The sequence below is a fragment of the Rhodococcus sp. USK13 genome, from assembly GCF_018343855.1.
GTDB classification, from domain to species: Bacteria; Actinomycetota; Actinomycetes; order Mycobacteriales; family Mycobacteriaceae; genus Rhodococcus_F; species Rhodococcus_F oxybenzonivorans.
The window spans coordinates 2609616-2636568 of the sequence record NZ_CP069242.1; the positions used below are offsets into that span (position 1 = coordinate 2609616).

Annotated in this window: 28 protein-coding genes; 13 read left to right on the plus strand and 15 right to left on the minus strand. The window is 66.2% G+C overall.

The annotated features are described in order from the left end of the window. Positions 1–43 precede the first annotated feature (43 nt). Positions 44–1843, plus strand: coding sequence for a dynamin family protein (locus JQT59_RS14570; RefSeq protein WP_213577756.1), 1800 nt, complete (start codon positions 44–46; stop codon positions 1841–1843). Further along, a complete protein-coding gene (locus JQT59_RS14575; protein WP_213576730.1) occupies positions 1840–3336 on the plus strand; it encodes a dynamin family protein in 1497 nt (498 codons plus the stop codon). The genes JQT59_RS14570 and JQT59_RS14575 overlap by 4 nt, the downstream gene beginning before the upstream one ends. A 4-nt stretch (positions 3337–3340) precedes the next feature. On the opposite strand, the gene JQT59_RS14580 is transcribed toward JQT59_RS14575, so the two are convergent. The 4 genes from JQT59_RS14580 to JQT59_RS14595 form a co-directional block, all read right to left on the minus strand. After that, positions 3341–4660: a DUF2252 domain-containing protein gene (locus tag JQT59_RS14580; protein ID WP_208960713.1), complete on the minus strand. Its 1320-nt coding sequence runs from the start codon at positions 4658–4660 to the stop codon at positions 3341–3343. 110 nt (positions 4661–4770) lie between these two features. Further along, positions 4771–5964 (minus strand): galactokinase, encoded by a 1194-nt coding sequence (gene galK / locus JQT59_RS14585; RefSeq protein WP_213576731.1) that lies wholly within the window; start codon positions 5962–5964, stop codon positions 4771–4773. After that, on the minus strand, positions 5961–7127 hold the full coding sequence (gene galT, locus JQT59_RS14590) for a galactose-1-phosphate uridylyltransferase (protein ID WP_213576732.1): 1167 nt from the start codon (positions 7125–7127) through the stop codon (positions 5961–5963). Before galT ends, galK begins: the two co-directional genes overlap by 4 nt. A 111-nt stretch (positions 7128–7238) precedes the next feature. Next, positions 7239–7781: a DinB family protein gene (locus JQT59_RS14595; protein WP_213576733.1), complete on the minus strand. Its 543-nt coding sequence runs from the start codon at positions 7779–7781 to the stop codon at positions 7239–7241. 352 nt (positions 7782–8133) lie between these two features. Between JQT59_RS14595 and JQT59_RS14600 the strand changes: the two genes are divergently transcribed. Both JQT59_RS14600 and JQT59_RS14605 read left to right on the plus strand, forming a co-directional pair. Next, positions 8134–8457 (plus strand): cupredoxin domain-containing protein, encoded by a 324-nt coding sequence (locus JQT59_RS14600; RefSeq protein ID WP_213576734.1) that lies wholly within the window; start codon positions 8134–8136, stop codon positions 8455–8457. Positions 8458–8544: 87 nt separating this feature from the next. Continuing rightward, the gene (locus JQT59_RS14605) at positions 8545–8805 is read left to right on the plus strand and encodes a hypothetical protein (RefSeq protein ID WP_213576735.1); all 261 of its coding nucleotides are present in this window, start codon (positions 8545–8547) and stop codon (positions 8803–8805) included. 6 nt (positions 8806–8811) lie between these two features. Here JQT59_RS14605 and JQT59_RS14610 read toward each other — a convergent pair whose 3' ends face one another. Then, a complete protein-coding gene (locus tag JQT59_RS14610; protein WP_213576736.1) occupies positions 8812–9378 on the minus strand; it encodes a hypothetical protein in 567 nt (188 codons plus the stop codon). Positions 9379–9459: 81 nt separating this feature from the next. Beyond that, positions 9460–9744 (minus strand): hypothetical protein, encoded by a 285-nt coding sequence (locus JQT59_RS14615; protein ID WP_213576737.1) that lies wholly within the window; start codon positions 9742–9744, stop codon positions 9460–9462. Positions 9745–10012: 268 nt separating this feature from the next. Here JQT59_RS14615 and dnaK point away from each other — a divergent pair, with 268 nt between their 5' ends. From dnaK to JQT59_RS14635, 4 genes are read left to right on the plus strand one after another with little or no spacing between them, the layout of a single operon-like run. Further along, on the plus strand, positions 10013–11857 hold the full coding sequence (gene dnaK / locus JQT59_RS14620; RefSeq protein ID WP_213576738.1) for a molecular chaperone DnaK: 1845 nt from the start codon (positions 10013–10015) through the stop codon (positions 11855–11857). Beyond that, positions 11854–12504, plus strand: coding sequence for a nucleotide exchange factor GrpE (gene grpE, locus JQT59_RS14625; protein WP_213576739.1), 651 nt, complete (start codon positions 11854–11856; stop codon positions 12502–12504). The genes dnaK and grpE overlap by 4 nt, the downstream gene beginning before the upstream one ends. Before the next feature lie 22 nt (positions 12505–12526). Further along, entirely contained in the window at positions 12527–13699 is a 1173-nt protein-coding gene (gene dnaJ / locus JQT59_RS14630) for a molecular chaperone DnaJ (RefSeq protein ID WP_109332797.1), read from the plus strand. Then, positions 13699–14106, plus strand: a complete 408-nt coding sequence (locus JQT59_RS14635; protein WP_109332794.1) for a heat shock protein transcriptional repressor HspR — start codon at positions 13699–13701, stop codon at positions 14104–14106. Before dnaJ ends, JQT59_RS14635 begins: the two co-directional genes overlap by 1 nt. A 31-nt stretch (positions 14107–14137) precedes the next feature. Here JQT59_RS14635 and JQT59_RS14640 read toward each other — a convergent pair whose 3' ends face one another. Both JQT59_RS14640 and JQT59_RS14645 read right to left on the minus strand, forming a co-directional pair. Continuing rightward, positions 14138–14284 carry a hypothetical protein gene (locus JQT59_RS14640; RefSeq protein ID WP_213576740.1) on the minus strand — a complete coding sequence of 49 codons (147 nt, stop codon included), beginning with the start codon at positions 14282–14284 and terminating at the stop codon, positions 14138–14140. Positions 14285–14343: 59 nt separating this feature from the next. Then, positions 14344–14820, minus strand: a complete 477-nt coding sequence (locus tag JQT59_RS14645; RefSeq protein ID WP_213576741.1) for a hypothetical protein — start codon at positions 14818–14820, stop codon at positions 14344–14346. A gap of 254 nt (positions 14821–15074) precedes the next feature. Here JQT59_RS14645 and JQT59_RS14650 point away from each other — a divergent pair, with 254 nt between their 5' ends. The 3 genes from JQT59_RS14650 to JQT59_RS14660 all read left to right on the plus strand — a co-directional run bounded on the left by JQT59_RS14650 (position 15075) and on the right by JQT59_RS14660 (position 17463). Next, entirely contained in the window at positions 15075–15710 is a 636-nt protein-coding gene (locus tag JQT59_RS14650) for a response regulator (RefSeq protein ID WP_213576742.1), read from the plus strand. A 1-nt stretch (position 15711) separates the two neighbouring features. Beyond that, on the plus strand, positions 15712–16899 hold the full coding sequence (locus JQT59_RS14655; RefSeq protein ID WP_213576743.1) for a sensor histidine kinase: 1188 nt from the start codon (positions 15712–15714) through the stop codon (positions 16897–16899). An 87-nt stretch (positions 16900–16986) separates the two neighbouring features. Continuing rightward, positions 16987–17463, plus strand: a complete 477-nt coding sequence (locus JQT59_RS14660) for a DUF4383 domain-containing protein (RefSeq protein ID WP_109332789.1) — start codon at positions 16987–16989, stop codon at positions 17461–17463. Here the strand turns inward: JQT59_RS14660 and JQT59_RS14665 are convergent, their stop codons facing one another. The 5 genes from JQT59_RS14665 to JQT59_RS14685 form a co-directional block, all read right to left on the minus strand. Continuing rightward, positions 17464–18027 carry a type 1 glutamine amidotransferase domain-containing protein gene (locus JQT59_RS14665; RefSeq protein WP_109332788.1) on the minus strand — a complete coding sequence of 188 codons (564 nt, stop codon included), beginning with the start codon at positions 18025–18027 and terminating at the stop codon, positions 17464–17466. It abuts the gene before it with no gap. A gap of 22 nt (positions 18028–18049) precedes the next feature. Further along, the gene (locus JQT59_RS14670) at positions 18050–19543 is read right to left on the minus strand and encodes an FAD-dependent oxidoreductase (RefSeq protein ID WP_213576744.1); all 1494 of its coding nucleotides are present in this window, start codon (positions 19541–19543) and stop codon (positions 18050–18052) included. Between the two features lie 100 nt (positions 19544–19643). Further along, on the minus strand, positions 19644–20825 hold the full coding sequence (locus JQT59_RS14675; RefSeq protein ID WP_213576745.1) for a zinc-dependent alcohol dehydrogenase: 1182 nt from the start codon (positions 20823–20825) through the stop codon (positions 19644–19646). Further along, positions 20822–21229 (minus strand): ChaB family protein, encoded by a 408-nt coding sequence (locus JQT59_RS14680; protein WP_213576746.1) that lies wholly within the window; start codon positions 21227–21229, stop codon positions 20822–20824. Before JQT59_RS14680 ends, JQT59_RS14675 begins: the two co-directional genes overlap by 4 nt. A gap of 84 nt (positions 21230–21313) precedes the next feature. Further along, on the minus strand, positions 21314–21787 hold the full coding sequence (locus JQT59_RS14685) for a CinA family protein (protein WP_159924808.1): 474 nt from the start codon (positions 21785–21787) through the stop codon (positions 21314–21316). Between the two features lie 194 nt (positions 21788–21981). On the opposite strand from JQT59_RS14685, the gene JQT59_RS14690 reads away from it, so the two are divergent. Both JQT59_RS14690 and JQT59_RS14695 read left to right on the plus strand, forming a co-directional pair. Beyond that, complete coding sequence (locus tag JQT59_RS14690) at positions 21982–23559, plus strand: AMP-binding protein (protein WP_213576747.1); 1578 nt, start codon at positions 21982–21984, stop codon at positions 23557–23559. Positions 23560–23670: 111 nt separating this feature from the next. Next, positions 23671–24834 (plus strand): globin domain-containing protein, encoded by a 1164-nt coding sequence (locus tag JQT59_RS14695; protein ID WP_159924812.1) that lies wholly within the window; start codon positions 23671–23673, stop codon positions 24832–24834. A gap of 10 nt (positions 24835–24844) precedes the next feature. Here JQT59_RS14695 and JQT59_RS14700 read toward each other — a convergent pair whose 3' ends face one another. Beyond that, positions 24845–25597, minus strand: a complete 753-nt coding sequence (locus tag JQT59_RS14700; RefSeq protein WP_213576748.1) for an FAD-binding oxidoreductase — start codon at positions 25595–25597, stop codon at positions 24845–24847. Positions 25598–25664: 67 nt separating this feature from the next. Beyond that, the gene (locus JQT59_RS14705) at positions 25665–26816 is read right to left on the minus strand and encodes a globin domain-containing protein (RefSeq protein ID WP_159927470.1); all 1152 of its coding nucleotides are present in this window, start codon (positions 26814–26816) and stop codon (positions 25665–25667) included. Between the last annotated feature and the right edge of the window lie 137 nt (positions 26817–26953).

Genomic DNA, 26953 nt, shown 5'->3' on the forward strand with positions numbered 1-26953 from the left:
GCGCAGTGCAACCGCCGAGCACGGCGCCACTTCTGCGCAATCCATGACCGCTCTGCTGGAGCAGACTCTGGACGTCGCGCGGCGGTTCGGACGCGGAGATCTGGCGCAGCGGCTGGACCAGGCCCGGAACCGCGTCCTCGATCCGCGGATGCGCATCGTGGTGGTCGGCCCGCTCAAGCAGGGCAAGAGCCAGTTCGTGAATTCACTGCTCAACCTGACCGTGTGCTCGGTCGGTGACGACGAGACCACCGCTATTCCCACCCTCGTGCAGAATGCGGAGACTGCATCGGCGGAACTCGTCCTCGCCGATCCCGGCGCAGATCCGATTCGGGTCCCGCTGCCTCTCGAGGAGCTGACCGGCATTACGCCCGCCTCACCCCGGGCCGGGGGTCGGGAGGTACTGCGGGTCGAGGTCAACGTGCCGAGTCCCCTGCTGGCGGACGGCTTGGTCCTGGTCGATACTCCCGGCGTGGGCGGCGCGGGCAACCCACATGCCGCGAGCACGCTCGGACTGATTCCCGCCTCCGACGCCGTCTTCGTTCTCTCCGACGCGAGCCAGGAGTTCACCGAACCGGAGCTCGGGTTCATCAGGCAGGTCACGAGCCTGTGCCCGTCGGTGGCCTGCCTGATCAGCAAGACAGACCTGTATCCCCATTGGCGGGACATCGTCGAGGCTGATCGAGGGCACCTCGCGCGCGCCGGCCTCGACGTACCGCTGATTCCCATTTCCTCACTCCTCCGATCCCACGCGCTGCGGCTGCAGGACGAGGAGCTCAACACCGAATCGGGCTTCGTCGAGCTCTACGCCTTCCTCCGCGATCGGGTGGTGGCCCGCGCGGAGTCGAACACGCGCCGCGCGGTGTCGCTCGACGTGTCCTCGGTGGCCGAGCATCTGACCCTGGGAATCGGCAGTGAGCTTGCCGCTCTTCGTGATCCGGCCAAGGGTGTCGCTGCCGTCGCCGAGCTACAGAAGGCGAAGGCCGCGGCGGAAGATCTGCACAAGCGGACGTCGCTGTGGCAGCAGACCCTCGGCGACGGTATCGCCGACCTGGCCGCGGATATCGATCACGATCTCCGCGACCGGCTGCGCCGCGTGACGCGGGAAGCCGAGGAAACCGTCGACCAGGGCGACCCGGGCAAGGACTGGGACGCGTTGGGGCAGTGGCTCGAGCAGGAGTTCGCCACCGCTATCGGTGACAACTTCGTGTGGGCGCACGACCGCGCGCTGTGGCTCGCCGAGGTGGTGGCTCAACACTTCGCCGAAACCGGTGCCGTGGAGCTTCCGCACCTCGACATCGCGAACGTCGACGGGGTCCTCGAGCCCGTCGCTTCGCTCGCAGATCTCGAGTCGGGGCGGATCGGCATCACCCAGAAGGTGCTCGTCGGTATGCGCGGCTCGTACGGTGGTGTGCTGATGTTCGGGCTCATCACCACCATGATGGGCATGGCGCTGGTCAACCCGATCTCGATCGGGGCCGGCGTCCTTCTCGGTACCAAAGCGTATCGAGAGGACAAGGAGAGCCGGGTCCTCAAGCGGCGGGGCGAGGCGAAGGCGGCCATCCGCCGGTTCGCGGACGACGCCAGCTTCCAGGTGGGCAAGGAGTCGAAAGACCGGCTCCGCTCGATCCAGCGGTTGCTGCGCGATCACTTCACAGGCATCGCCGAGCAGGCATTGCGCTCGATCAACGATTCGTTGCGTGCCGCGCAGGAGGCGGCCAACCTCGAGTCCACCGAGCGCACGCGCCGGATCGCGCAACTCGAGAAGGATCTGCACATCGCCTCCGAACTGAAGGAGCGGGCAGCCCAGCTCGTCGTCGGCGACGCCGGAGCGATCACGGCATGACCGCAGCGCCACTTCCGGAGGCCCGCAGGCTGATCGCGTCGGCCAGGCAGCTCTACGCCGGCCGGCCCGAGATTCGCGATCAGCTCACCGAATGCGCTCGCCGCCTCGAACAACCACTGCGGGTAGCGCTGGCGGGTTCTCTGAAAGCCGGTAAGTCCACGTTGCTCAATTCGCTGGTGGGCCAAGACATCGCCCCCACGGATGCGACGGAGTGCACCCGTGTCGTCACCTGGTATCGCAGCGGGTCGACGCCCGCCGTCACCGCCTGGTACCAGGCGGACGGCCCCGACGGCGCGTTGGCCTCGGCGAACGTTCCGGTGTTGCGCCGGGACGGACATCTGACTTTCGACCTCGGGCATCTGACCGCCGCGCAGGTGGACCGACTCGATGTGGAGTGGCCCTCGTCGGCGCTGGCCCACACCACCATCATCGACACGCCCGGCACCTCCTCGCTGTCGCGGGACGTGTCGGCGCGCACCCTCGAGATGCTCACCCCCGACAACGAGGCTTCCGGTGCCGACGCCGTCGTCTACCTTCTGCGCACCCTGAACGCGACGGATGTGCAGTTCCTCGGCCAGATCGGGGACCACGTGGGGGACGAGTCGGGTCCGCTCGGTGTCGTCGGTGTCGTGTCCCGGGCCGACGAGGTAGGGGCGGGACGCCTCGACGCCATGATGTCGGCGAAGGAAGTGGCGTCCCGGTTCGCGGGCGAGCTCGAACGCACCGGGCTGTGCCAGGCGGTGGTTCCCGTCGCAGGTCTGCTGGCCTTGGGTGCCCGTACGATGCGGCAGGCCGAGTTCGCCGCATTCCAGCACCTGGCCGAGGTGTCGGTGGACGACCTGAACATGGCCATGCTGTCGGCCGACCGTTTCGCCCGGGAAGACAGCCCGCTGCCCGTCGATGCTCGGATGCGGGCGCAGCTGGCCGACCGGTTCGGGCTGTTCGGCATTCGAATGGCCGTCACGTTGATTCGGCTGGGCACCCGGGACTCGCCGACGCTGGCCGCTGAACTGGTGGAGCGTAGTGGGCTCGACGAGTTGCGTCAGGTCATCGACATCCAGTTCGGGCAGCGTGCCGACCAGTTGAAGACACACTCCGCGCTGGTTGCGTTGAAGCGGGTGCTCACCGCCCATCCGGTGCAGGGCGCAGGCGGGATCCTGCTGGCTGCCGAGCGTCTGCTGTCCGATGTGCACGGGTTCCAGGAACTGCGGCTCCTCGGGCGCCTGCGGTCCACCGAGGTGGGGCTACCCCCCGACGACCTGGCCGAGCTGCAGCGACTGATCGGCGGATTCGGGATCTCGATCTCCGAGCGGCTCGGGACCGACGGTGACGACGCGGTGGAGTTGCAGCGGATGAGGGCACTCGCCGCCGTCCGGAAATGGCGGGAACGCGCTCGTCACCCGTTGTTGGACCAGTTCACCGCCCGGGCGTGCACCGTTGCCGCACGAAGCGCGGAAGGCGTCCTGGAAGAGCTGAACTCGGTACTTCTGTAGCGCGTCAGGTTGCCGAGACGCCCGCGATTTCGCCTTCCCGGAATGCCTCCACGAACAGCTGGTGATCCTTGCGGCTCACCTCCGCATACGCGAGGCCGAAGTCGATGATCTCCTCGACGAACTGGTCGAGCCGACCCTCGATCACACCATGGATGGCGTCTTCGGTCTGAAATGTGACCAGGGTCTGATCACTGTCCTCGTCGGAGACGCAGTGAACCTTCGCGGTCGCCCGGCCCAGGTCTTCGAGCACGGGGGCGATCTCCTCCGGTTCGGTGAGGTCGGACCAGTCGAGGTCCAGTTCGTACGGTGACAGTTCGGCGACCACGAATCCGGTGTCCCCGATCTCGGTGTAGCCGAGCAGGGGATCGGTGTGGACCTGCAGGGCGCGCTGGCTCACCACGGTGCGGTGACCCTCGTGCTCGAAATAGTTGCGGACGGCCGGCTCGTCGACGATGCGGCTCGGGGCCGCGACATTGCCCTGTTTGATGGACAGCACGATGTCGTTCTCCAGTGCCTGGGTTGCGCCCTCGATGAGCACGTTGTACGCCGGAAGTCCAGCGCTGCCGATTCCGAACCCCTTGCGCCCCACCACATCTTTGATGCGATAGAAAACCGGTCGCTCCGACCTCTTGTTGGGGGGCACTCGTTCGATGTAGGCGTCCAGCGACTCGCACACGGTGTCGCGTTCGTTCTCGTCCAGTTCCCGGACCCCGCGACCGCGGCGGAAGTGCCGGTCGTAATCGTCGAGCACCGTGACCGAGTCGAGGAGGCTGACACGGGTGGCGAGGCGGGCCTGCAGGAGAAGGTCGTGGATGCTGCCGCGGGAGTTGTCCAGCCGCAGCGCGTACGCGTCGTCCGCCTCCTGCTGTACGTAATGCATGACCTGTTCGACGTACGTACGCAGATAGGTCTCTGCCAGTGCTCGGACATCACTCTCGGGCAGAGCCTTCTGCCAGCCCATCAGCGCGAGGCTGGCCACGAAGCGCCGAAGGTCCCAGCTGAAGTGCCCGACGTAGGCCTCGTCGAAGTCGTTGACGTCGAAGACCAGGGTGCCCTCCGAGTTCATGTAGGTTCCGAAGTTCTCCAGGTGCAGGTCGCCGTGGATCCACACCCTGCTGGTGCGGTCATCTGCCCAGGGGTCGTCGAAGTCCCGGATGTCGTTGTAGAACAGGCAGGCACTGCCCCGGTAGAAGGCGAACGGGTTGGCCGCCATCTTCCGGAACTTGGTACGGAAAGCGCTCGGGTCCGCCTCCATGAGATCGGCGAACGCCTCGACGAGGGCGCCGACGATCTGCTTCTGCCTGGTCGAATCGGCATCGTTCACAATGCCCTCCTTGTCGCGAGTCCGATACCCGCACGTGGGCGTCACCGGACTACCCACGTTAGCGACACTGCTCGTACCGCCGCTGGCGAAAGGACTCGCACCATCCCGTCTCAGAGTCGGCGCGCCGCGGACGACGGCGTGGCGGACAGGAACTGCGGGGTGGGCAACGCCGCGGATGCGGCCCTGTGGAGTACGTGTGCGACCACGTCTTCGACCCGGTCGAGCGGAACGAGGGCGATGGCCGAGCCGCCGAAACCGCCCCCCGTCATTCGCGCTCCCCACGCTCCGGCCTCGAGGGCGGCCTCGAGGGCGCAGTCCAGTTCGACGGAGCTGACCTCGTAGTCGTCCCGCAACGAGCGATGGGAACGGGTCAGGACGTCCCCGATGTCGGAGATACGGTTCTGCGCCAGCAGATCGGTCACCTCGACGACGCGCCGAATTTCGGCGAGAACGTGCCGCACCCGCGGCACCGACTGTGGCACCGTCAGCGCGGCGAGTGCGCCGTTCACGTCGCGAATGTCTCGCAGCGTGTCCACACCCAGGTTCGCGCATGCCCGCTCGATCGTCGCCCGCCGCGCGCCGTACTGCCCGTCGGCCAGTCTGTGCGGAGCGTTGGTATCCATCACCAGGAGTTGGGCGCCCGCCGACGCGAAGTCGAGGGGAACGAGGCGGCTGTCGCCGCTGCGGCAATCCAGCAGCAGGGCATGCCCGAGGCGGGCGAGCATCGCGACCGACTGATCCATTCCACCGGTCGCGGCCCCGACGATCTCGTTCTCCGCGCGGATGCACGCGTCGATCAGCGTCCGGCGTCCGTCCGTGTTCGTGGGCAGCCCGAGCGAGTCGGCGACGGCGAGCGCGAACGCGCATTCCAGCGCCGCCGAACTCGACAGCCCTGAACCGACGGGAACCGTGGAGTGCACCGCGATGTCGAAGCCTCTTCCTGCCGGCGCGATGCCCGAATCTCGTAGCGCCCAGAGCACACCCGCCAGGTAGGCGGCCCACCCGGACGGACGTCCCGGCACCACCTCGGACACTGCACCCTGCCACCTGTCTGTCGTGTGGGTGGAGACGCAGCGCATCCGGTCGTCGTTCCGGATGCGGGCGGCCACCACCGTGACGTACGGGAGTGCGAACGGAAGTACGAGCCCGCCCGCGTAGTCGACGTGCTCGCCGATGAGGTTGACTCGCCCGGGTGCGGCCCACACGCCGTCAGCGGCTTCACCGAAGGTGCTGCGGAACAAGGCTTCCGCGCCCGCAGCGACGGTGTAGGCGTCGGCGGGTTCCACCCGAGAGGGTGCCGTCACGAGGCCACCTCGCGCAGGCGGTCGGCGATGCGTTCCGGGGTGGTGTCATTGATCCAGGCGCCCATGCTCGACTCGGAACCCGCCAGGTACTTCATCCGGCCCGGCGACCGCATCATCGAGTACAGCTGGAGGTACAGGCGCCCGAAGGGGCGATCATCGCCCACCGGCGCCTGATGCCATGCGGCGATGTAGGGGACGGCGTCGACGCCGTCGAAGAAGCGGTCGACCCGCCGCAGCAGTTCGAGGTAGACGAGCGCGAGTTCGTCACGTTGGGCGTCGTCGAGTTCGGCGAGGTCTCGGACGTCGCTGTGTGGCGCGAGGTGCACTTCCAGCGGCCACCGGGAGGCGGCGGGCACATAGGCCGTCCAATGTTCGGCGGTGAGGACGATCCGCCGACCCGCGCGTTTTTCCGCGTCGAGCACGTCCGACAGCAACAGCTTGCCCGTCCGCTCGACGTGTGCGCGCGACCGCTGGATCAGGATGGCGGTGCGCGCCGGCAGGAACGGGTAGGCGTAGATCTGCCCATGAGGGTGGGTCAGCGTCACCCCGATCTCCCTACCGCGGTTCTCGAAGCAGAACACCTGGCGGATCCCGGGCAGCGCAGACAGTTCGGCGGTGCGGTCGGCCCAGACGTCGATCACGGTGCGGACCCGGCCGGGGCCCAAGGACGAGAACCGGGCGTCGGGGTCGCTGCTGAAGCAGACCACCTCGCATCGGCCCGTCGCCGGGGCCAGCGGCCACAGTGGTTCCTCATCGACGCACCCGGGAAGGTGCTGTTCCTCTGCAACGGTCGCCAAGGCAGGAAAGCGGTTCTCGAAGACGACGACGTCGTAGTTGTCGGCGGGTATTTCGGTGGGCGGCTTACCGGGCCGGCTCGGGGCGAGTGGTGACGCGTCGGCAGGTGGGAGGAACGTGCGATCCATTCGCTGCGCCGCGATGACAACCCATTCACCCGTGAGGACGTCGAAACGCATCTGCGACTGCGAGACGGCGGGTGGAAGAGGCCTGGAATCGACCAGTTCACGGGTGGCCGCACCGGAAACGTACGGCTCCGAGTCGTCGAAGTAGATGAGCTCGCGCCCGTCTGCCAGCCTCGTCCGGGTTTTACGTACCCTGCTCCCGGCAGGCGCTCGCAGCGCGCTTTCCTCGTCACGCACCGCCATCGAGCATTCCTTCCCTCCTGCCGAACGACCGAGTACCCCGAACGCGCTGCTTCGAGGGCATCTCCTCACGGTATCCCGGCGTCGAGGGACGATGGGTGATGCGTCGACCTCTCAGAACTCCATACCGGCGTCGGTGCCCATCGTCTTCGTCGTGTTGGCACCGTCGAGGGATTCGCGAATGATGTCGGCGTGACCCGAGTGGTGGCCGGTCTCCCGAATGATGTGGAGCAGGGTCCGGCGGATTGTCCACCACTGCCGCTCAGGTGCCCACGGCGCGGTGGGGAGCGGGATGAGTACGTCCAGGTCGCTCAGGCCCGCCAGCGCGGTCTCCGTCGCGCGGGCCACCTCGGCATAATCGGCCAGAAGCCCCTCGAGGGTTTCGTCCTCTCGCATGTAGTACAGCTCCATCGCCGATTCCATGTCGAACTCCGCGTTCTCGTCAGGTTCGAGAATGGTTTCGACCCAGTGCTTTTCGGTGTGGGACACGTGCTTGATCAGCCCGCCGAGTGTCAGGTCGCTGACGGTGGAGCGCTGACGTGCCTGTGCGTCGTCGATGCCGCGCACGGTGATGAGTAACGTGGCTCGCTGCTCCTGCAGGATCTGCAGGATGTCCGCGCATTCGCCGGTGATCGAGGGCTTCTCCGAAGTGGTCATGAAAAGAACGATAGGCGGTATTGCGGTCAGAAACGGTCCTTGTTAGGCAGGGCAGTCTCGGGGTGTTTCTCGGGGTCGAAGTTGGGTGCCTTCCTGGATGTGCCGACACCGGCTGCAGCGCAGGATTTCAACCATGAAACTTCTGCCGACATCGGAGCCGCGGCCACTGCGTAGTCGTGGGGCCGGTGCGTTGAGGGTGAGGCGATCGACCGTGTCGCGGCAACACCTCGGTACCGACGACATCTGCTGGGGGACAGGATGTCCGGTGATATTCGTCCCACCGAAGGCGGCCGGTTCCTCGGTGACGCGGACCCGTTCGGCAGTGAGGCGAAGCCGGGCGTCGAGGTCCACGGTGGCACACAGTGCCCGTCGCGGAAAAGAAGTTCGCCGACAACTGTTTTTCCGTCAGAAATTGGGTATCCCCTCGGTGACGCGCCACTTCGACATCACCAACTCGAGTCGGGCCAACGAACGGTCGATGGACTTGGGACGAGTCGACGAGGTTGTGGAGCCGGTCTCCACCGAGGTGTGGGAAGTGCGCCATATGAACGGTCACGTACACGGCTTTCACGCTTCCGGTGTGCAATATCCGGGGTGGGGCACCGAGGAGCCCGCGCACTGGCCGCCCCCACAGATCCGGTGTACGTCGCCGCCTGCCCGTCTCGTTCTGCTGTGATGCCGCGTCTTCTCGTTCGATCGGCCCGCGCTGCCCGGTTCACCTCGCTCGGTTACCTCACTCGGTCATCTCTGAAAGGTCCCAATCATGTTCCGTACCACGCTCACTGCCCTGGCGGCGGCGGCACTCTTCTTCGGCGCCGCATCCGTCACACAGGTGGCGGCAGCAGCTCCCGCGTGCAACTCCTCTTACGAGGGAACCAGCAATGACGAGTACGACCCGGATCCGGACTTCACCGGGACGACCAATGACGAGTACGACCCCGATCCCGAGTACTCCGGCACGTCGAACAAGGAATACGACCCCGATCCCGAGTTCGCGGGCAGCACGGATTCGTGCCAGGCCTGAGCCCGATCAGGGGCGTCGGTGCAACCACGCGGACACGCCGGGCGCGAACAGGGCGACGACGCCGACGGCGACCAGTGCGCTGTAGGCCAGCGGCGCCCACTGCAACACCCCGGCCGTGGCGTCGCCGGCGTCCGACAGAAGGGTCCAGAATCCGACGCCACCGGCCGCGCTGAGGAGACCGATCACCACCAGCGTGACGAGGCCCGCCATTTTTCGGGCCCGTAGGAGCTGTATGCCGAGGAGTGCCAGGAGAACCAGCACGACCGCGATGGCGCCGCTGACAATCAGCGTGAAGTTCACGGTGTCGGTGATGTCCTGTGCGGAGTCAGCGGGATTCTCCGCGGCCACCGAGGCCTCTAGTGCATCACGCACGGCGCGAAGGTCCAGAGCCACGGCACCCGCGATGCCGGCGAGAACGACGAACGAACCTATCCACGCGGTCAGTGAGACCGTCACTGCCTTCGGGGTGGAGTCGGTCGGCGCGGTGCGCAGGGGCGTAACCGCGAACTCCGGACGGGGCGGGACGGGCCGCGGCGGGGCCGGGCGCCGTGGCGGCTGTTCGGGTGTCGTCACGGTGGGAATCCTATCGAGATGTCGCGAGCGTCCTGGGGCGACTCGCTCGGTCGCACGCTTGTAGCCGACGCCCAAAAGATTTCAGAGTGTCACGTCCTCCACCGTCTCGACGACCTGGGCGCGGGGGTCGCGCATCATTTCCTTACCCGGGCCGGCCCACAGGCCGCGCAACTTCTCGAGCAGACCGTCTGCCTCCTCCGTCGTGGCGAACTCCAGATCGATCGTCACGTAAGCGGGGTCGTGGACGGACCGTCCGACGCGGTAGCGCTGAACGCCTGAGCCCTTGCGGTCGATCGGATCGTCGTCGAATAGTTTCTTCCACGCGTCGTAGTCGCTGACTGAATGTTCCACTCGAAGTACTGGCATGACGGGTCCTTTCCCTCAGGTCCAGTGTTCGCCGGACAGCGGGGTGCTGTCGACGGCCGGGAAGTTGTCCGCAGCGACTGGGAACAAATCCGGAGTACGGCCCGTTGAGCCTTCTGACAACCTTGAGTGCCCTGGACTCAAGTTCGAATTGACTCCCGACGCGGTTCGGGTGCAAACTTGAGCCGAGGGCGCTCACCAAGCGCCAACATCGCAGTTCGGTACGAAAATACTCTGCCCCCGGAACTGCAAAACGAAAGTGAGGAACACTATGGCTCGTGCGGTCGGTATCGACCTCGGTACAACGAACTCGGTCGTGTCTGTGCTGGAAGGCGGCGAGCCCGTAGTGGTCGCCAACGCCGAAGGCTCTCGCACCACCCCGTCGATCGTCGCCTTCGCCAAGAACGGTGAGGTGCTGGTCGGCCAGCCCGCCAAGAACCAGGCGGTCACCAACGTCGACCGCACCATCCGCTCCGTCAAGCGCCACATCGGCACCGACTGGAACGTGGAGATCGACGGCAAGAAGTACACCCCTCAGGAAATCAGCGCGCGCACGCTCATGAAGCTCAAGCGTGACGCCGAGGCATACCTGGGTGAGGACATCACGGACGCCGTGATCACCGTTCCCGCCTACTTCGAAGACGCCCAGCGTCAGGCCACGAAGGAAGCCGGCCAGATCGCCGGCCTGAACGTGCTGCGCATCGTCAACGAGCCCACCGCCGCGGCACTCGCCTACGGCCTCGACAAGGGCGACAAGGAACAGACCATCCTGGTGTTCGACCTCGGTGGCGGCACCTTCGACGTCTCACTGCTCGAGATCGGCGACGGCGTCGTCGAGGTCCGCGCCACCTCCGGTGACAACCACCTCGGTGGTGACGACTGGGACCAGCGCATCGTCGACTGGCTCGTGGAGAAGTTCAAGAGTCAGAACGGCATCGATCTGACCAAGGACAAGATGGCGCTGCAGCGCCTGCGTGAGGCGGCGGAGAAGGCGAAGATCGAGCTGAGCTCCTCGCAGAGCACCTCGATCAACCTGCCCTACATCACCGTCGACGCGGACAAGAACCCGCTCTTCCTCGACGAGCAGCTCTCGCGCAGCGAATTCCAGAAGATCACCTCCGATCTGCTCGACCGCACCCGCGCCCCGTTCCAGGCAGTCATCAAAGACAGCGGTATCGCCGTCAAGGACATCGACCACGTCGTGCTCGTCGGTGGTTCCACCCGCATGCCCGCCGTCTCCGACCTGGTGCGCGAGCTCACCGGCGGACGCGAGCCCAACAAGGGCGTGAACCCGGACGAGGTCGTCGCCGTGGGCGCTGCCCTGCAGGCCGGTGTCCTCAAGGGCGAGGTCAAGGACGTGCTGCTCCTCGACGTCACGCCGCTGTCCCTCGGTATCGAGACCAAGGGTGGAGTGATGACCAAGCTCATCGAGCGCAACACCACCATCCCGACCAAGCGATCCGAGACCTTCACCACGGCCGACGACAACCAGCCGTCGGTGCAGATCCAGGTATTCCAGGGCGAGCGCGAGATCGCCTCGCACAACAAGCTCCTCGGTTCCTTCGAGCTCACCGAACTGCCGCCCGCCCCGCGAGGCGTGCCGCAGATCGAGGTCACCTTCGACATCGATGCCAACGGCATCGTGCACGTGACCGCGAAGGACAAGGGCACCGGCAAGGAAAACACGATCAAGATCCAGGACGGCTCCGGTCTGTCCAAGGAAGAGATCGACCGCATGATCAAGGACGCCGAAGCGCACGCCGAGGAAGACAAGGCGCGTCGCGAGGAGGCCGAGGTTCGCAACCAGGCCGAGTCGCTGGTGCACCAGACCGAGAAGTTCATCAAGGACAACGAGGACAAGGTGTCCGGAGACGTCAAGGAGAAGGTCGAGGCTGCCATCAAGGAAGCCAACGACGCCCTGGCCGGCACGGACATCGCAGCGGTCAAGGCCGCGGTCGAGAAGCTGGCCACGGAGTCGCAGGCCCTGGGCCAGGCGATCTACGAGGCGAGCGCTGCTGAAGAGGCGGCGAACACCGACGGCGCCGGCAGCAACGGCTCCGATGACGTGGTCGACGCCGAGGTCGTGGACGAGCCTTCCGACGCGGAGAAGAAGTGACGTCCGACAACACCGAGCAGGAACCGGTCACTTTCGTGGACAAGCGGAAGATCGACCCCGAGACCGGTCAGGTGCGGGAAGCGGAACCGGTGGCGGAGTCCCTCGCGGGCGCCGCCGCCGCTCCGCAGCCCGGCTCGGTGGACGAAGGGGAAGTGCAGGAGCAGGCTGCTGCGCCCGAGAGGGACGAGCTGGCCGAGCGCACCGCCGACCTGCAGCGACTGCAGGCCGAGTACGCGAACTACCGTCGCCGCGTCCAGCGTGACAAGCAGGTCGACATCGAGTCGGCCAAGGCGTCGGTGGTCGGTGAACTCATCGGTGTGCTCGACGATCTCGATCGGGCACGCAGCCACGGCGACCTCGACTCGGGGCCGCTCAAGGCTGTGGCAGACAAGCTCACCGGCGCGCTCACCTCTCTGGGTCTGAGCGAGTTCGGCGCGGAGGGCGATCCGTTCGACCCGTCGCTGCACGAGGCAGTGCAGCACGAGGGAGACGGCCACGATCCCGTGCTGGGCACTGTGATGCGAAAGGGCTACAAATTCGGTGACCGCGTCCTGCGGCATGCGATGGTAGCTGTGATCGATCGCGTCGAAGGCGGCGAGAACACCTCCGACGAGGCTGCACAGCCCGCCGAGTCGGAACAAGAATAAGAGCGAGAGGAGGAGACGCCCAGTGAGCCAACGGGAGTGGATCGAGAAGGACTTCTACAAGGAGCTGGGCGTCTCGTCCGACGCGTCCGCGGACGAGATCAAGAAGGCGTATCGCAAGCTCGCCCGCGACCTCCACCCGGACGCGAACCCCGGCGACACCAAGGCGGAGGAGCGGTTCAAGTCCGTCAGTGAGGCGCACGCCGTGCTGTCGGATCCCGCCAAACGCAAGGAGTACGACGAAGCCCGGCGCCTGTTCGCCAGCGGCGGTTTCGGCCGGGGTGGATTCAGCCCCGGCGCCGGTGGCGGCTTCAGCCAGGGCGGTTTCGACATCAACGACCTGTTCGGCGGTGGCGGTGCCGCGGCCGACGGACTCGGTGACCTCTTCGGAGGACTGTTCAATCGCGGTGCCGGCGGCGGCGCCACCCGCACGTCCAGTCGTCCGCGCCGTGGAAGCGACGTGGAGACCGAGACGACGCTCGAATTCCGCGAGGCCACTCTCGGTGTCACGGTTCCGCTGCGCCTCACCAGCCCATCGCCGTGCACCACGTGCCACGGCAGCGGAGCCAAGCCGGGAACCAGCCCGCGGGTATGCCCCCGCTGCAACGGAACCGGGATCGTCAGCCGCAACCAGGGCGCCTTCGGTTTCAGCGAACCGTGTGACGACTGCCGCGGTACCGGCTCCATCATCGATTCTCCGTGCGAGGTGTGCCACGGCAACGGGGTGACCAACCGCACCCGCACCATCACGGTCCGCGTTCCGGCCGGTGTCAGTGACGGCCAGAAGATCCGGCTGGCCGGGCAAGGGGAAGCGGGCCTGCGCGGTGCGCCGTCGGGCGATCTCTTCGTCACCGTGCGGGTGCGACCCGACAAGGTGTTCGGCCGCAACGGCGACGACCTCACCGTCGTGGTGCCGGTCAGCTACGGTGAACTCGTGCTCGGTACGACCGTCTCCGTCCCCACCTTGGAGGGGCGTGTCGGCGTGAAGATTCCGGCGGGAACAGCGGACGGACGCATCCTCCGCGTCCGTGGCCGAGGCGTCCCCAAGCGTGGCGGCGGGGCAGGTGACTTGCTGGTCACCGTCAAGATTGCGGTACCGCAGAAACTGGACGACCCCGCTGTCGACGCATTGAAAACCTATCTGGAAGCCGAAAAGGCCAGTGGGTTCGACCCCAGGGCCGGGTGGGCAGGTGCGTGATGACCGATACAACTCAGGAACCACACGACGCGTCCGTTGACCCCGATGCCCAGATCTTCGTGATCTCGGTGGCGGCGGAGCTTGCGGGGATGCACGCCCAGACCTTGCGCAACTACGACCGTCTCGGCCTCGTCACCCCACACCGCACCCAGGGTGGCGGCCGACGCTACTCCCCGCGCGACGTCGCACTACTCCGCGAGGTCCAGCGACTCTCCCAGGACGAGGGTGTCAACCTCGCCGGTATCAAGCGCATCATCGAACTCACCAATCAGGTGGAAGCGTTACAACACCGGGTGCGGGAGCTGGCCGAGGAACTCGCTCAGGTACACGCCGGCTACCGGCGTGACCTCGTTCCCATCCCCCGCAGCAACGCACTCGTAGTCTGGAAGCCCAGACACAAGCGCTGACCCAGCGGTGACACAAGCGCTGGCCCAGCGGTTATCGGTCGCGGTTGCCCCAGCGGGACACGCGGCGAGTGCGGGTGCGCGGAATGTCCATGTCCTCGAGACGTGCCTTGATCTCCTCGGTGGTCCACATCGTTCGGGAGACTGTCGGGGTGGGGGTGTTGTCGACGTGCATGATCATGGTCTCTGGCTTTCGTCGAAAGTTCGGTGGTCGATAGGGATCGGTAGTTGGTCGGATCGTCAGGGATGTCCGTACAGGTGGTAGCCGACGTTCATGTTCGGGTAGCCGGAGTCGATCCAGCTGCTGATGCCGTAGGTGTGGCCGAAGTCGGCGTCCACGCGAGTGCCGTCCACGTCGGTGGTGTTGCTGTAGTTGTCGGCGCGGAACACGGCCTGAGCACCACCGGGTAGCGAGTAGGTGGTGTCCACCTCGACGCCGTTCGGGTCGTTGGAGAATGCCTTCACGATCTGGCTGCTGTGCGGGGCGAGGTAGTCCGACGGCGCTTGAATCCACTGCCCGTAGGGGTTCGACGAACCCGCGAGGACCATCGGCAGGTCGGTGTCGTTGCTGATCGTCATCGCGATCGTGGGGCCCGACGTCGGCATCGTTCCGGCGGTGGCGACACCGGTTGCGGCCACGGCGAGACCGGCGACGGTCAGTACCGTGGCGGGCAGGGCGAAAAACAGGGCTACGCGGCGGCGGGTGGGGGTACGCATGGTGGATTCTCCTGGGCTCGGTGGGAAAGATTCGGTGGGGGAGTGGAACTCGGTTTCCGCGTCCCGTTTCCGGTGTGCATCGACTATGTCGCGGATCAGGGCCGACGTCTGTCCACCGACAGGACGGAGAGCGGGATGAACTCGAGGTCCACCGATCGGGGGACACCTTCGCCGCGAAGTGCTCCGCGCGGGCCTCGTCTCGTGAGAAAGTGAGCAATGGGCTTCGCCGGAGTCACATCGCATCGAGCCGCGCCGTGAGCATCGTGCGTGTCGTGGTGGGCGACGACCATCCGATCTTTCGGGACGGAGTGGTCCGGGCGCTCGTCGCCAGCGAGGACATCGAGGTGGTCGGGGAGGCCGACGACGGTGCCGCGGCCCTCGCACTCATCCGCGACCTGGTGCCGGATGTGGCGCTGCTCGATTACCGCATGCCCGCACTCGACGGTGCGCAGGTGGCGGCGGCGGTGCGCAATGCCGAACTGACCACGCGAGTGCTTCTGCTGTCGGCCCATGACGAGTCGGCGATCGTTTATCACGCGCTGCAGGAGGGGGCCGCGGGATTCCTGCCGAAGGAGTCGACCCGCGCCGAGATCGTCCGGGCGGTACGCGAGTGCGCGCAGGGCCGCGACGTGCTGCCGGCGTCCCTGGCCGTGGGACTGGCAGGCGAAGTTCGTCGCCGCAGTGAACCGGCCGGGCCCGCACTCAGTGGCCGCGAGCGGGAGGTGCTGGCGTTGATCGCCCGGGGGCAGAGCATCCCCACGATCGCCCGCGAGCTGTATCTCGCTCCGTCGACGGTGAAGACGCATGTACAACGTCTGTACGACAAGCTGGGTGTGAGCGATCGGGCCGCCGCCGTCGCCGAGGCGATGCGACGCGGGCTGTTGGAGTGACGTGCCGGCTCCCTTCGAGCGGCGCGTAGTCCGGCGCTACACCACCGAAGCGGTTCGGGTCACGGCCCTGCTCCGGTTGCCGCTCATCGGGCTCATGGCGTTACTGGGTCCGGTGATTCACGTATCGCATTGGCAGCCGGATGTTTTCACCGGTCTGCTCATCGTCTACGCACTCGTCGCCGTGATCTGGCTCGCCGTCGTGCTCATCCGGGAGGTGGGCCCGTGGGCGGGGTGGGCGTCCACCGCCGTCGACGTCACCGCAGTGCTGGCCTTGTGTATCGCCTCGGGCGGTGCGACGTCGGTGTTGCTGCCGGTGTTCTTCCTGCTGCCGATCTCGGTGGCGTTCCAGTACCGGCCCCGTCTGACGGCGATAGTCGGACTCTGTACGGCCGTGGGTTATCAGGCCGTCTGGATCGTGTACTCCAAGCGCGACGATGCCGTCGGCTTCCCGGACGAGGTGTACCTGTATGTCGGCTTCCTGTTGTGGCTCGCGGCCGCGACCACTGCGCTGTCCTATGTCCTCGTCCGGCGTTCGGCCACCGTCATCTCACTGCTCGACGTCCGTAAACAGTTGGTCGCCGAATCGATGGACGCCGAACAACGTGAACGCAGGCAGCTGGCCGAGAATGTGCACGACGGCCCGTTGCAGAACGTCCTCGCCGCCCGCCTCGACGTCGAGGAGGCCCTGGAGAGGCATCCGGACGTCAGACTCACCGCTGCCGAGTCCGCGTTACGAGAGGCCGCCGGCCAACTGCGCTCCACGGTGACGACGCTGCATCCCCAGGTGCTCGCCCAACTCGGACTCACCGCGGCGTTGCGCGAACTGGCCGACGCGCATGCACGCCGCGGTGGCCTCGAGGTGCGGACGGCCCTCGACGAGGTGGGGCATCCGGCCGCGAAGGAACTGCTCTACCGGGTGGCCAGTGAACTTCTGGCGAACGTGGGCAGGCATGCTCAGGCCAAGACCGTCGAGTTGCGGCTCACCCGCGAGCACGGGCGGTTGGTCATGACGGTCGAGGACGACGGCGCCGGATTCGACCCCGCCGTCGTTCCGAAGCGGGTGGCGCAGGGCCACATCGGGCTGGCGTCACACATCGTCCGGGTAGAAAGTTTCGGCGGCTCGTTCGATCTGACCTCGGCGCCCGGAAGGGGAACGCGGGTGGTGGTGACCGTGCCCGACGCAGACTGAACGCCCAATCGGTTGATGGCATTCCACGCTGGGTAAACGGTGAGCATCCGATGTCGCCTCAAAGATGTCGCCTAGAAAAGGAGTGCTATGAGTACACGTGATGCGTCTGTCACCCGTTCGCCGGTGCAGATCGCTGCCCTCGCCGTGGGTGCGGTGTTCTTGCTCGTCGGGATACTCGGGTTCATTCCGGGAATCACCACCGACTACGACGCCCTCAGCGGTGCGGGCCACCACTCGGAAGCCAAGCTGCTCGGGATCTTCCAGGTGTCGATCCTGCACAACGTCGTGCACCTGCTGTTCGGTGTGGCCGGCATCGTCCTGGCCCGGGCGGCACACACCGCACGCCTGTTCCTCATCGGCGGTGGCGTGATCTATCTCGTGCTGTGGATCTACGGGCTCCTGATCGATCAGGAAAGTTCCGCCAACTTCGTGCCGGTCAACACGGCCGACAACTGGCTGCACTTCGTGCTCGGTGTCGGGATGATCGGACTGGGTGTGCTGACGGCACGGATGGGGGCCACGCCGGCAACCGACGCGACCCGTCCGCACTCGCCCATGGACTGATCACCGGTCGTGGCGACCCTCGGCGAACTCCTCGACGATCTTCGAACAGAAGGCGGGGAGGTCGTCGGGGTTGCGGCTCGACACCAATCCGTTGTCGACCACGACCTCTTCGTCGACGACGTTGCCGCCCGCATTGCGGATATCTGTGCGCACGCTCGGATAGGACGTGAGTGTGCGGCCGCGGACCACGTCGGCTTCGACCAGGGTCCAGGGTCCGTGGCAGATGACGCCGACAGGTCTGCCGGAGTTCACGAAGTCGCGGACGAAGCCGACCGCCGACTCGTCCTGGCGCAGGTGGTCGGGGTTGGTGGTGCCGCCGGGAAGGATCAACGCGTCGAAGTCCTCCACGGACACATCACCGACAACGGCGTCGACCTCGTAGGTTCCGGCTTCGTTGACGTCCGACTTCATGGCCTGAATACGGCCGGGGGACAGCGAGATCAAACGTACTTCCGCGCCGGCGTCCTCGACTGCCCTGCGTGGTTCGACGAGCTCGACTTCTTCGACGCCGTCGGTGGCGAGGATGGCAACCTTCCGGCCGCGCAGTGTTTCAGCCGATGTCATGGCTACTCCCTTCGTTCGATTTTCAGGTAACGCGACGTAGGTCGTGGGTCGACGGCCCCTCCAGAACCTTGCCGTCGGAGGCGAACCGGGAACCGTGGAGGGGGCAGTCCCAGGTTTCTTCGGCGTCGTTCCACTTCAGCACCCCGCCCAGGTGGGGACACACCACGCAGACGCGCTCGGTGTGGCCGTCCTTCGTGTGCTCACCGACGGGGACCAGTCCTTCCCGGATCACGCGGGCGGACGGTGCCGGGTCGTCCGCAGTGCGGCGACCGAGGAGCGCACCGCCCCATCCCGAGGCGAGGTGGACGGCGACGGAGCCGTTGAGTTTGGCGGCGGCCGTCACGTCGAACACCTGGTGGGGCGACCAACTGTGGAACGCGTCGGCCCAGCGGATGTGCCCGCCGAGAATGCGTGCGGACAGTACGAGAGCGGCGGAGACGGCGTTGGTCATGCCCCACTTGGCGAATCCGGTCGCGACGAGAATGCCCTCCTGTCCCGGTACGAGCGGGCCGACATAGGGCAGCTTGTCGAGTGACGAGTAGTCCTGGGCCGACCAGCGGTGGGTGAGGGTGGTGCCGGGGAAGTGCTGGGTCGTCCAACCGATCAGATCGTCGACGGCACCCTGAGCCGAGTCGGTGCGCCCGACTTCGTGACCGTTGCCGCCGACGAGCAGCTTCGTTCCGTCCGCGGCGGGGCGCAGCGAGCGCGTGGGCTGATCGGCGCTCAGATACATGGCGTCGGGTGCGCCGCCGGGGATGTCGAATGCCGCGGCATACGACCGCTCCGGCGAGAGCCGCGCGAAGAAGCCGCCACGGTCGAGTATCGGTATACCCGTTGCCAGAACCACCCGGTCGGCTCGAATGTCGCCGTGGTCGGTGGTGAGAACGTGCGACTTCGGCACCGAGCGTGCGCCGGTCACCCGCCGACGTTCGAAGACGTTCCCGCCGTGGGAGAGGATGTCTCGCGCGAGTGCCTGCAGTACGGGCATCGGATCGATGTACGCCTGATCGTCCAGAGTGACCGCCCCGGCATTCGGCACCGGGATGTCGAGGTCGCTGACGAGTCGCGCGGACAGTCCGGCGGCGCGGCACGCGGCGTACTGTGCCTGAACGGATTCGGTGCCCGAGGACGTCTGCGCGTAGGTGAAGTCCGGTGCGATGCCGACGGGGATGTCGCGTTCGTGGCAGTAGCGGATCAACCACTGCTGGCCCTCGAGATTGCCTTCGACGTACGAGCGGAGTGTGTGCGTGGCATGCCGGCGCGCGATCTCGGCAAGCCGGGTGCCTTGCAGGATACTGACCTTGCCCGTGGTGTTTCCGGTGGTGACGGCACCGAGAGTCCGGGCTTCCACGACGGCCACCCGCTGGCCGGAACGCGCGAGCAGCAACCCCGTGACGAGGCCGGCCAGGCCGCCGCCCACCACCACCGTGTCGTATCTTCCGCGCTCGTTCCAGGACTGCTCGGCGTCGACGGAAAGGCTGAACGGTTCGGCGCGGTCGAGCCACAGAGAGGTCATGGTGTGCGCTTTCCCTTCTGATCTGTCGTTGAAACGACGCACCTTCGGGTGCCGGGCGGCGTAGCACCCGAAGGGTTTTCGTGCAAGAAGGCCGGACGGACTACGGCCGCAGCAGAATCTTCACTGCGCCGTCCTGCTTCTTCTGGAAGATTTCGTAGGCGTGCGGCGCCTGATCCAGCGGAAGCTCGTGAGTGGCGAAGGTGTCGACGCCCAGTGGGTCGTCGTCGGTGAGCAACGGAAGGATGTCCGGGACCCACCGCAGGACGTTCGCCTGCCCCATGCGGAGCTGAATTTGCTTGTCGAACAAACGGAGCATCGGCATGGGGTCCGCCATTCCGCCGTACACACCGCTCAGGGAGATCGTGCCGCCCCGGCGGACGATGTCGATGGCCGAATACAGCGCGTGCAACCGGTCCACTCCGGCCGTCGTCATCAGCGGTCCCGCGATGGCGTCCGGCAATAAGGACGTCATCTGATGGAGGAGCTTCGCACCCGGCGACCCGTGTGCTTCCATACCCACCGCGTCGATGACGGAGTCGGGGCCACGCCCATCGGTCATCTCGCGGATCACGTCACCCAGATCGTCCTTGGCATCGTTCAAGTCCACCGTCTCGATCTGCCGTGCCTGCGCACGGGCGAGGCGCTCGGGGACGAAATCGACCCCGATGACCCGAAAACCCTTGTGCGCTGCGATGCGTGCCGCCATGTCCCCGATCGGGCCGAGCCCCAGAACGACGACGGAACCGCCGTCGGGTACGGCAGCGTATTCCACCGCCTGCCAGGCGGTCGGCAACACGTCGGACAGGTAGACGAACCGCGAATCCGGAGGTCCTTCGGGCACGGTGATGTGCGTGTTCGCCACGTGCGGGACCCGAAGGTACTGCGCCTGGCCGCCCGGCACGCTGCCGTACAGCTTCGAATACCCGAACAGGGCCGCACCCGACCCGTGCTCACGAATCTGTGTGACCTCGCACTGGGTATACAACTTCTGATCGCACATGTAGCAAGCGCCGCAAGAAATTTGGAACGGGATGACGACGCGGTCCCCGACCCGAACATTGGTGACTGCAGACCCCACCTCACGGACGATGCCCATGGGCTCGTGACCGAGGATGTCGCCCTGCTTCATGAAGGCGCCCAGCACCTCGTAGAGATGGAGGTCGGACCCGCAGATGTTCGTGGTCGTGACTTCGATGATGGCGTCGGTGGGCTGTTCGATCACCGGATCAGGGACGGTGTCCACGCTGACCTTCCGCTTGCCCTGCCAGGTCACCGCCCTCATCGCGCTCTCCGATTCGCCTTCTTGATGGCCTCCACCAGTTCGTCCTTCTTCATCGTCGATCGACCGGAAACATCGAGCCTGCGGGCAATGTCCATGAGGTGGTCCTTGCTGGCGTTGGCGTCGACTCCCTCGGCGGTCTCTCCCGACGCGTTCGGGCCGCCGTTCTCGGCCCGCTTGTCCGAAGGGCCTTTCTCGTCCTTCGCTTCCCAGTGGTCTCCCACCTTCTCGAAGCTGTGCTCGAGCGCCGCGTAGGCGACGCGGTGGGCGCGCTCTTCGTCGTGGTACTCGTCCATCGCCGAGTCGTAGGCCTTCGTGAACGTGCGCTGGGCCTTGTCCGGTGACTTCTGCAGCGTCGAGGGAAGTTCGCTCTTCTTCGGCTTTCCACTCTGGGTGGTCTTCGGCACGGGATCCTCCTCACGTGGGTGGTGCCCTTTCGAGCACGGGTACCCGGGGAGGACGGGCTCAATCGGGGCGTGCGCCCGCAGGCGTCAGTCGGACAGTCCGTCGAGGGTCTTCGCGAGGAGCGAGAGCGCATGCTCGGTGGTGGCGTCGACCACGTCCTTCGGGTCGCCGTCGAAGTGCTGCAACTCGGCGCTGACCTCGCCGCCTGCGATGACGCCGAACCACACGGTGCCGGGCGGCTGACCGTCCTGCGGGTCCGGTCCACCGGCACCCGTCACCGCAACAGCGACGTCGGCGTCGAGTATCTCGGCGACCGCTGCCACCATGGCGCGGGCACTGGCCTCGCTCACGACTGGGCCCTCCGGCACCTTCAGTACCCGATGCTTCACTTCGCTGGAGTAGGCGACGATGCTGCCCTTGTACCAATCCGACGACGACGGCGCGGCTCCGAGGACGCAGGAAATCTGGCCGCCGGTCAGTGATTCGGCAGTCGCGACGGACACCTGTGCGCGCCCGGCCGCGTCGGCGATACGTTCGGCGGTCGTCTCGTTCGAACCCATGTCTTCACGTTAACGGAACCGCCCCGCATGCTCTCGGGTAAAGGGGAAGCGGTGGCCGACGACGACCCCATCGCATCAGTGGAACAGGTTCCAGTTTTGCCGAAATCCGGTTATGGTGTCGGGGACCGGAGGACAACGGACACCAGGTCGCCGGACCAAGCGCCTCGGCGTCGCGGGAACGAAAAGGACGACTGATGACCGACGAGCTCGCACAACTGCATCGCCCCGCCTTCGCGGCCGATCTCCTCATCACCGCGCTGGAACGCAACACCGACAAGCCGGCCCTGTACCTCGGCGACGTCGTGCTCACCGGCGGTGAGATGCGCGATCAGATCAGTTGCTTCGCGCAGGCACTGGCCTCGCTCGGAATCGGCAAGGGCACCAGCACGGCGATGCTGTCCAAGAACCGGCCCGAGGTTCTCATCAGCATGGGCGCCACCATGATCTCCGGCTGCCGCGCGAGTGCCCTCAACCCGATGGGTTCGCTCGACGACCATCTCTACATCGTCGGTGACGCCGAGATCGAAACTCTGATCTTCGACCCGAACGCTTTCGAGGACCGCGCGGCACAGCTGGAGGAGCAGTGTTCCTCCATCGAGAACGTGTTGTCGCTGGGGCCGTCCGAGGTCGGTATCGACATCCTGGCGCTCGCGGCCACTTTTACTCCGCAACGCCTGCGCGCGGCAGAGGTGGACGCCGACGACAACAGCAGCATGGTCTACACCGGCGGCACGACGGGCAAGCCCAAGGGCGTCGTCGGGTCCTACCAGTCCGGCGCCACCCTCAATCAAATTCAGATGGCGGAGTGGCAATGGCCGGAAGAGCCGCGCTTCCTCATCTGCACGCCGCTGTCGCATGCCGGCGCCGCCTTCTTCATTCCCACCCTGCTGCGCGGTGGCGCGCTGATCGTGCTGCCCGCGTTCGAGCCCGGTGCCGTGCTGGAAGCAATCGAGAAACACAAGATCTCGGCCACCATGCTCGTGCCCACGATGATCTACCTCCTGATGGATCATCCCGACCTCGCCCGGCGCGACGTGTCGAGCCTGGAGACACTGTTCTACGGCGCCTCGGCGATGTCGCCGGCGAGGCTGAAGGAAGGTATCGAGAAGTTCGGGCCGATCTTCTTTCAGTTCTACGGCCAGACCGAATGCGGCATGACCATTGCGGTTCTGCGTAAAGAGGAGCATCTACCCAACGACCCCAGCAGGCTCGCCACCTGCGGCCGGCCGGTGCCGTGGCTGAAGGTGGCGCTGCTCGACGACGATCTCAACGAAGTTCCGCAAGGTGAACTCGGGGAGATCTGTGTCCGCGGTCCACTCGTCATGAAGGGGTACTGGAAGAAGCCCGAGGAGACTGCCGAGGCGTTCCGCGGTGGATGGCTGCACACGGGCGACATCGCGCGCAAGGACAAAGACGGTTTCATGACCATCGTCGACCGCAAGAAGGACATGATCGTCACCGGCGGCTTCAACGTGTTCCCCCGGGAGATCGAAGACGTGATCTCGGCGCATCCCGCCGTCGGCTCGGTCGCCGTCGTGGGCGTTCCGGACGAGAAGTGGGGCGAGGCAGTCAAGGCCTGTGTCGTTCTGCGCGCCGGGCAGAGTGTCGAGGCGGCGGAACTCGTCGAAAGGGTGCGGGCGGCGAAGGGGTCGGTTCATGCGCCCAAGTCGGTCGATTTCGTCGAGACAATTCCGGTGACGGCTCTGGGCAAATTGGACAAGAAGGCGCTGCGGGCGCGCTACTGGGAGACGTCGGACCGGTCGGTCGGTTAGCGGGACCTGGGCATCTATCGAGGGACCTGGTCGGCGGCACAGCCGCCGCACCGATAGTCTGCCCAAGTACTTCGCGGCGTGGCCGCGTTCAGTCGGTGACGAGGATGCGCGGTGGATTCACAGGCAATATCCCTGGTCCGGTCGAGCTTCAAAGCAATTGCAGCAGTACCGGACGGGCCGCAGACGCTGTCGGGGTCGTTCTATGCCCTGTTGTTTGCACGGTATCCGGAGACACGTGACTTCTTCCCTGCGGCGATGGATGTGCAGCGCGACCGATTGATCTCCGCTGTCCAGTACGTCATCGACCGCCTCGAGCAGTCCGGGCAGATCCTCACCTATCTGGCGCAGCTCGGCCGCGACCACCGCAAGTACGGCGTCCAGGACGCGCACTACGTCGCGGTGGGCAATTCCCTGATCGCCGCGGTGGAACAATTTCCGTCCACCGAGCCGTGGACCGACGAACTCGAGCAGGCGTGGCGTGACGTGCTCTCCGTCATCGCCGCCACCATGATGGACGCCGCGAACGCCGAGTCGGGGCCGCCGGCGTGGGGTGCCACCGTCATCGAGCATCTACCGGTTCGCAAGGACATCTCGGTGGTCCGGCTCCGACTCGACGAGCCGATGAGCTACAACCCAGGCCAGTACGTGAGTGTGCAGGTGCCCTCACGGCCCAGGATGTGGCGCTATCTCTCGCCGGCGAACCCGCCCAACGACGAGGGCATCATCGAATTCCACATACGCCGGGTGTCCGGCGGCTGGGTCAGTCCGGCCATCGTCACCCAGACACAGGTGGGTGAGCGGTGGGTGGTCGGATCACCGCTCGGCGACCTCGGAGTCCGGTTCGAGAACGGCCGCGACGTCCTGATGATCGGTTCGGGTACCGGCATCGCCCCGCTGCGCGCCCAGATACTCGACATGGCCCGGCGCCCGCAGAATCTTCGGGTACATCTGTTCTTCGCAGGCCGCTATCCCTGCGACCTGTACGACCTGGGCACGCTGTGGGCTCTTGCCGAACAGAATCCGTGGCTCACCGTCGTGCCCGTCACCGAAGAAGACGAGGACCCCTGGTGGTACACCGGTCCCAGCAGCGCGACGCTGCCCGGCATGCACCGCAGGCTCACCGGCAAGGTCGGCCAGGTCGTCGCGGACTTCGGGACGTGGTCCGAGCGCGACATCCAGTTGGTCGGTTCCGAGGCGATGATCAATACCACCAGGTTCCGGCTGCAGGCGGCGGGAACTCCGCCGGAGAACATCCGGCACGATCCGTCGTACTGATCCCGCCCGGTCAGTACGGGTCGTACTGGATGTTCTCGGCCGGTGTTCCGGTATCTCGCAGGCGGTCCAGGGTGGCGCGCACCATGGCTGCCGACCCGCACACCAGTACTTGATGGTCGGTGAAGGCCCCGTAGGACGTCACGACGTCGGGAAGGGTGCCCTCGATGAGGTCGTCGTCGGAGAACCCGACGTCCACCCTCGTCCGCTCGTGCCATTCGTCGGCCCAGTCGGGATTCGCGATGCTCTCCACCACCGGGACCACGGTGAGCCAGGGCAGGTTCTGCAGCAGCAGGTAGAGCATGTCGGACGCGTACAGGTCCCGCGGCGTCCGGTCGCCGACGAACAGGAAGACCCGCGGCGGATTCGGGTTCCGCGCGAGGTCCAGCAAGATGGACCGGAAGGGGGCCAACCCCGTGCCTCCGGCGATCATGATCACGTCCGGCCCGTCCTCGTCGACCGACATCGTTCCGCGAGGTTCGAGGATCTGCCACTGGTCGCCGGGTTCGGTATCCGACACGATGTCGCCGCTCACCCAGCCGCCGGGCACGGTCCGCACATGGAACTCCAGCTTGCCGTCCAGTGACGGGGGCAGCGCCGGCGACAGCCTCCGCAGCAATCGCGGGTTCTGGGGCACGCTGACGTCGACATACTGACCCGGCCGGAACGGGACGTACTCGCCGACGAGGCGGATCACCGCAAGATCTTGTCGCAGGCGGTGATGTTCGACGACGGTGCTGGTCCAGGTGGTCTGCGTGGCGTGCATGTGTGTGCTGTTCTCCCGACGTGGAACCGGACTTCGGATGTGGCTGGCGAATCGGCGGGCCGAGGACCTAGACGAGGGGATCGTGTCGGATCAGTTCCGGTGGTGTGCCGCCGCCCTGCAACGCATACACGGTGGTCTTGATCATTGCGGGCGAACCGGAGATCTGGATCTGCCGGTCGGCCCACGACCCGAACCGGGCGACCACCTGCCCGAGCCGCCCCTGTAGTCGTCGATGCAGGCCCGGTGGCTCGTCGGGAACGGGTACGGCATGCCACCACGGGTTCTCGTTTTCCTCGGAGACGGGCACCACGGTGAGCCACGGATTGCTGAGCGACAGCTGCCAGAGCGTCTCGATGTCGTAGAGGTCGCAGGGGTACTTGCCGCCCACGAACAGGTGCACGCGCGGATTCTGGGCCTTCATGGCCATGTCCATCACTTGCGCGCGCAGGGGAGCAATACCGGTCCCCGAACCGATCATGAGTACGTCGCGGCCGCCGGCGCGATCGACCTCGAGCCCGCCGAGTGGTGAGCTCAGCAGCCAACGGTCACCCACCTGCGTCTCGTTGACGATGGCCGGGCTGACCCAGCCGCCCGACACCCGACGCACATGGAACTCGATCTGCCCGTACGGGTTGGTGGGAATGGCCGCGGACAAGTACCGCCACAGGCGAGGGCGTTGCGGGATCTGGACGCTGAGGTACTGGCCGGCCGCGTAAGGGATCGGGGAGTCGGCCTCGAGCCGGACCACCGCAAGGTCGTCGAGGAGTCGTTCGTGGCCGACGACGGTGGCTCCCCACGCTGCGGGGAGGTCGTCGTTGTCGGCGGCATCGGCCATCGTGTGGAGCAGTAACTCGATCAGTTCCGACCAGGCGGTAGTGAGGGACGGGGTCCAGATCGCCCGGGTGAACGAATCTTGGACAGCGACGAGTAAGGCTCTCGCCGACGCCGAGTAGTGCCGGCCTTCGACGCCGTACTTGCGGTGATCGCGGCCCAGCTGGGCGAGGAATCCGAGGACGCGGTCCTGGTCCTCGAGATTGTCGATGACGAATTCGAGCGCCTGGAACAGTCGGTGCTTCTGCTGATCGAGCGCCGCTGGGAAAAGTGACCGGAACTCGGGATGCTCGGCGAAGAGCGTGGAGTAGAAGGTGGTGGCGAGGCGAGTGCGCCCCTGCTCGGTGGAGAGGATCGACGAAAAGCTTGCGCGCAGACGCGAAATCACGAGCGGATCGAGGCAATCTCGTGTCAAGCCGTCCCCTGTGTCGTGCGTGTCGATACGAACCACTGCATTCTAGCCTTCGGTCGACGGGACTCCGGGTTACGGCAAAACTCACTTCCGGCGAACCGCAGGCCGATTCG

Coding starts and splice junctions, on each gene's coding strand:
- JQT59_RS14575 (WP_213576730.1), top strand. CDS start 1,840: ATGACCGCAGCGCCACTTCCGGAGGCCCGCAGGCTGATCGCGTCGGCC.
- JQT59_RS14570 (WP_213577756.1), top strand. CDS start 44: ATGACCGCTCTGCTGGAGCAGACTCTGGACGTCGCGCGGCGGTTCGGA.
- JQT59_RS14640 (WP_213576740.1), bottom strand. CDS start 14,284: ATGATCATGCACGTCGACAACACCCCCACCCCGACAGTCTCCCGAACG.
- dnaK (WP_213576738.1), top strand. CDS start 10,013: ATGGCTCGTGCGGTCGGTATCGACCTCGGTACAACGAACTCGGTCGTG.
- JQT59_RS14635 (WP_109332794.1), top strand. CDS start 13,699: ATGACCGATACAACTCAGGAACCACACGACGCGTCCGTTGACCCCGAT.
- JQT59_RS14690 (WP_213576747.1), top strand. CDS start 21,982: ATGACCGACGAGCTCGCACAACTGCATCGCCCCGCCTTCGCGGCCGAT.
- JQT59_RS14670 (WP_213576744.1), bottom strand. CDS start 19,543: ATGACCTCTCTGTGGCTCGACCGCGCCGAACCGTTCAGCCTTTCCGTC.
- JQT59_RS14615 (WP_213576737.1), bottom strand. CDS start 9,744: ATGCCAGTACTTCGAGTGGAACATTCAGTCAGCGACTACGACGCGTGG.
- JQT59_RS14700 (WP_213576748.1), bottom strand. CDS start 25,597: ATGCACGCCACGCAGACCACCTGGACCAGCACCGTCGTCGAACATCAC.
- JQT59_RS14665 (WP_109332788.1), bottom strand. CDS start 18,027: ATGACATCGGCTGAAACACTGCGCGGCCGGAAGGTTGCCATCCTCGCC.
- JQT59_RS14595 (WP_213576733.1), bottom strand. CDS start 7,781: ATGACCACTTCGGAGAAGCCCTCGATCACCGGCGAATGCGCGGACATC.
- galT (WP_213576732.1), bottom strand. CDS start 7,127: ATGGCGGTGCGTGACGAGGAAAGCGCGCTGCGAGCGCCTGCCGGGAGC.
- JQT59_RS14660 (WP_109332789.1), top strand. CDS start 16,987: ATGAGTACACGTGATGCGTCTGTCACCCGTTCGCCGGTGCAGATCGCT.
- JQT59_RS14675 (WP_213576745.1), bottom strand. CDS start 20,825: ATGAGGGCGGTGACCTGGCAGGGCAAGCGGAAGGTCAGCGTGGACACC.
- JQT59_RS14685 (WP_159924808.1), bottom strand. CDS start 21,787: ATGGGTTCGAACGAGACGACCGCCGAACGTATCGCCGACGCGGCCGGG.
- JQT59_RS14605 (WP_213576735.1), top strand. CDS start 8,545: ATGTTCCGTACCACGCTCACTGCCCTGGCGGCGGCGGCACTCTTCTTC.
- JQT59_RS14645 (WP_213576741.1), bottom strand. CDS start 14,820: ATGCGTACCCCCACCCGCCGCCGCGTAGCCCTGTTTTTCGCCCTGCCC.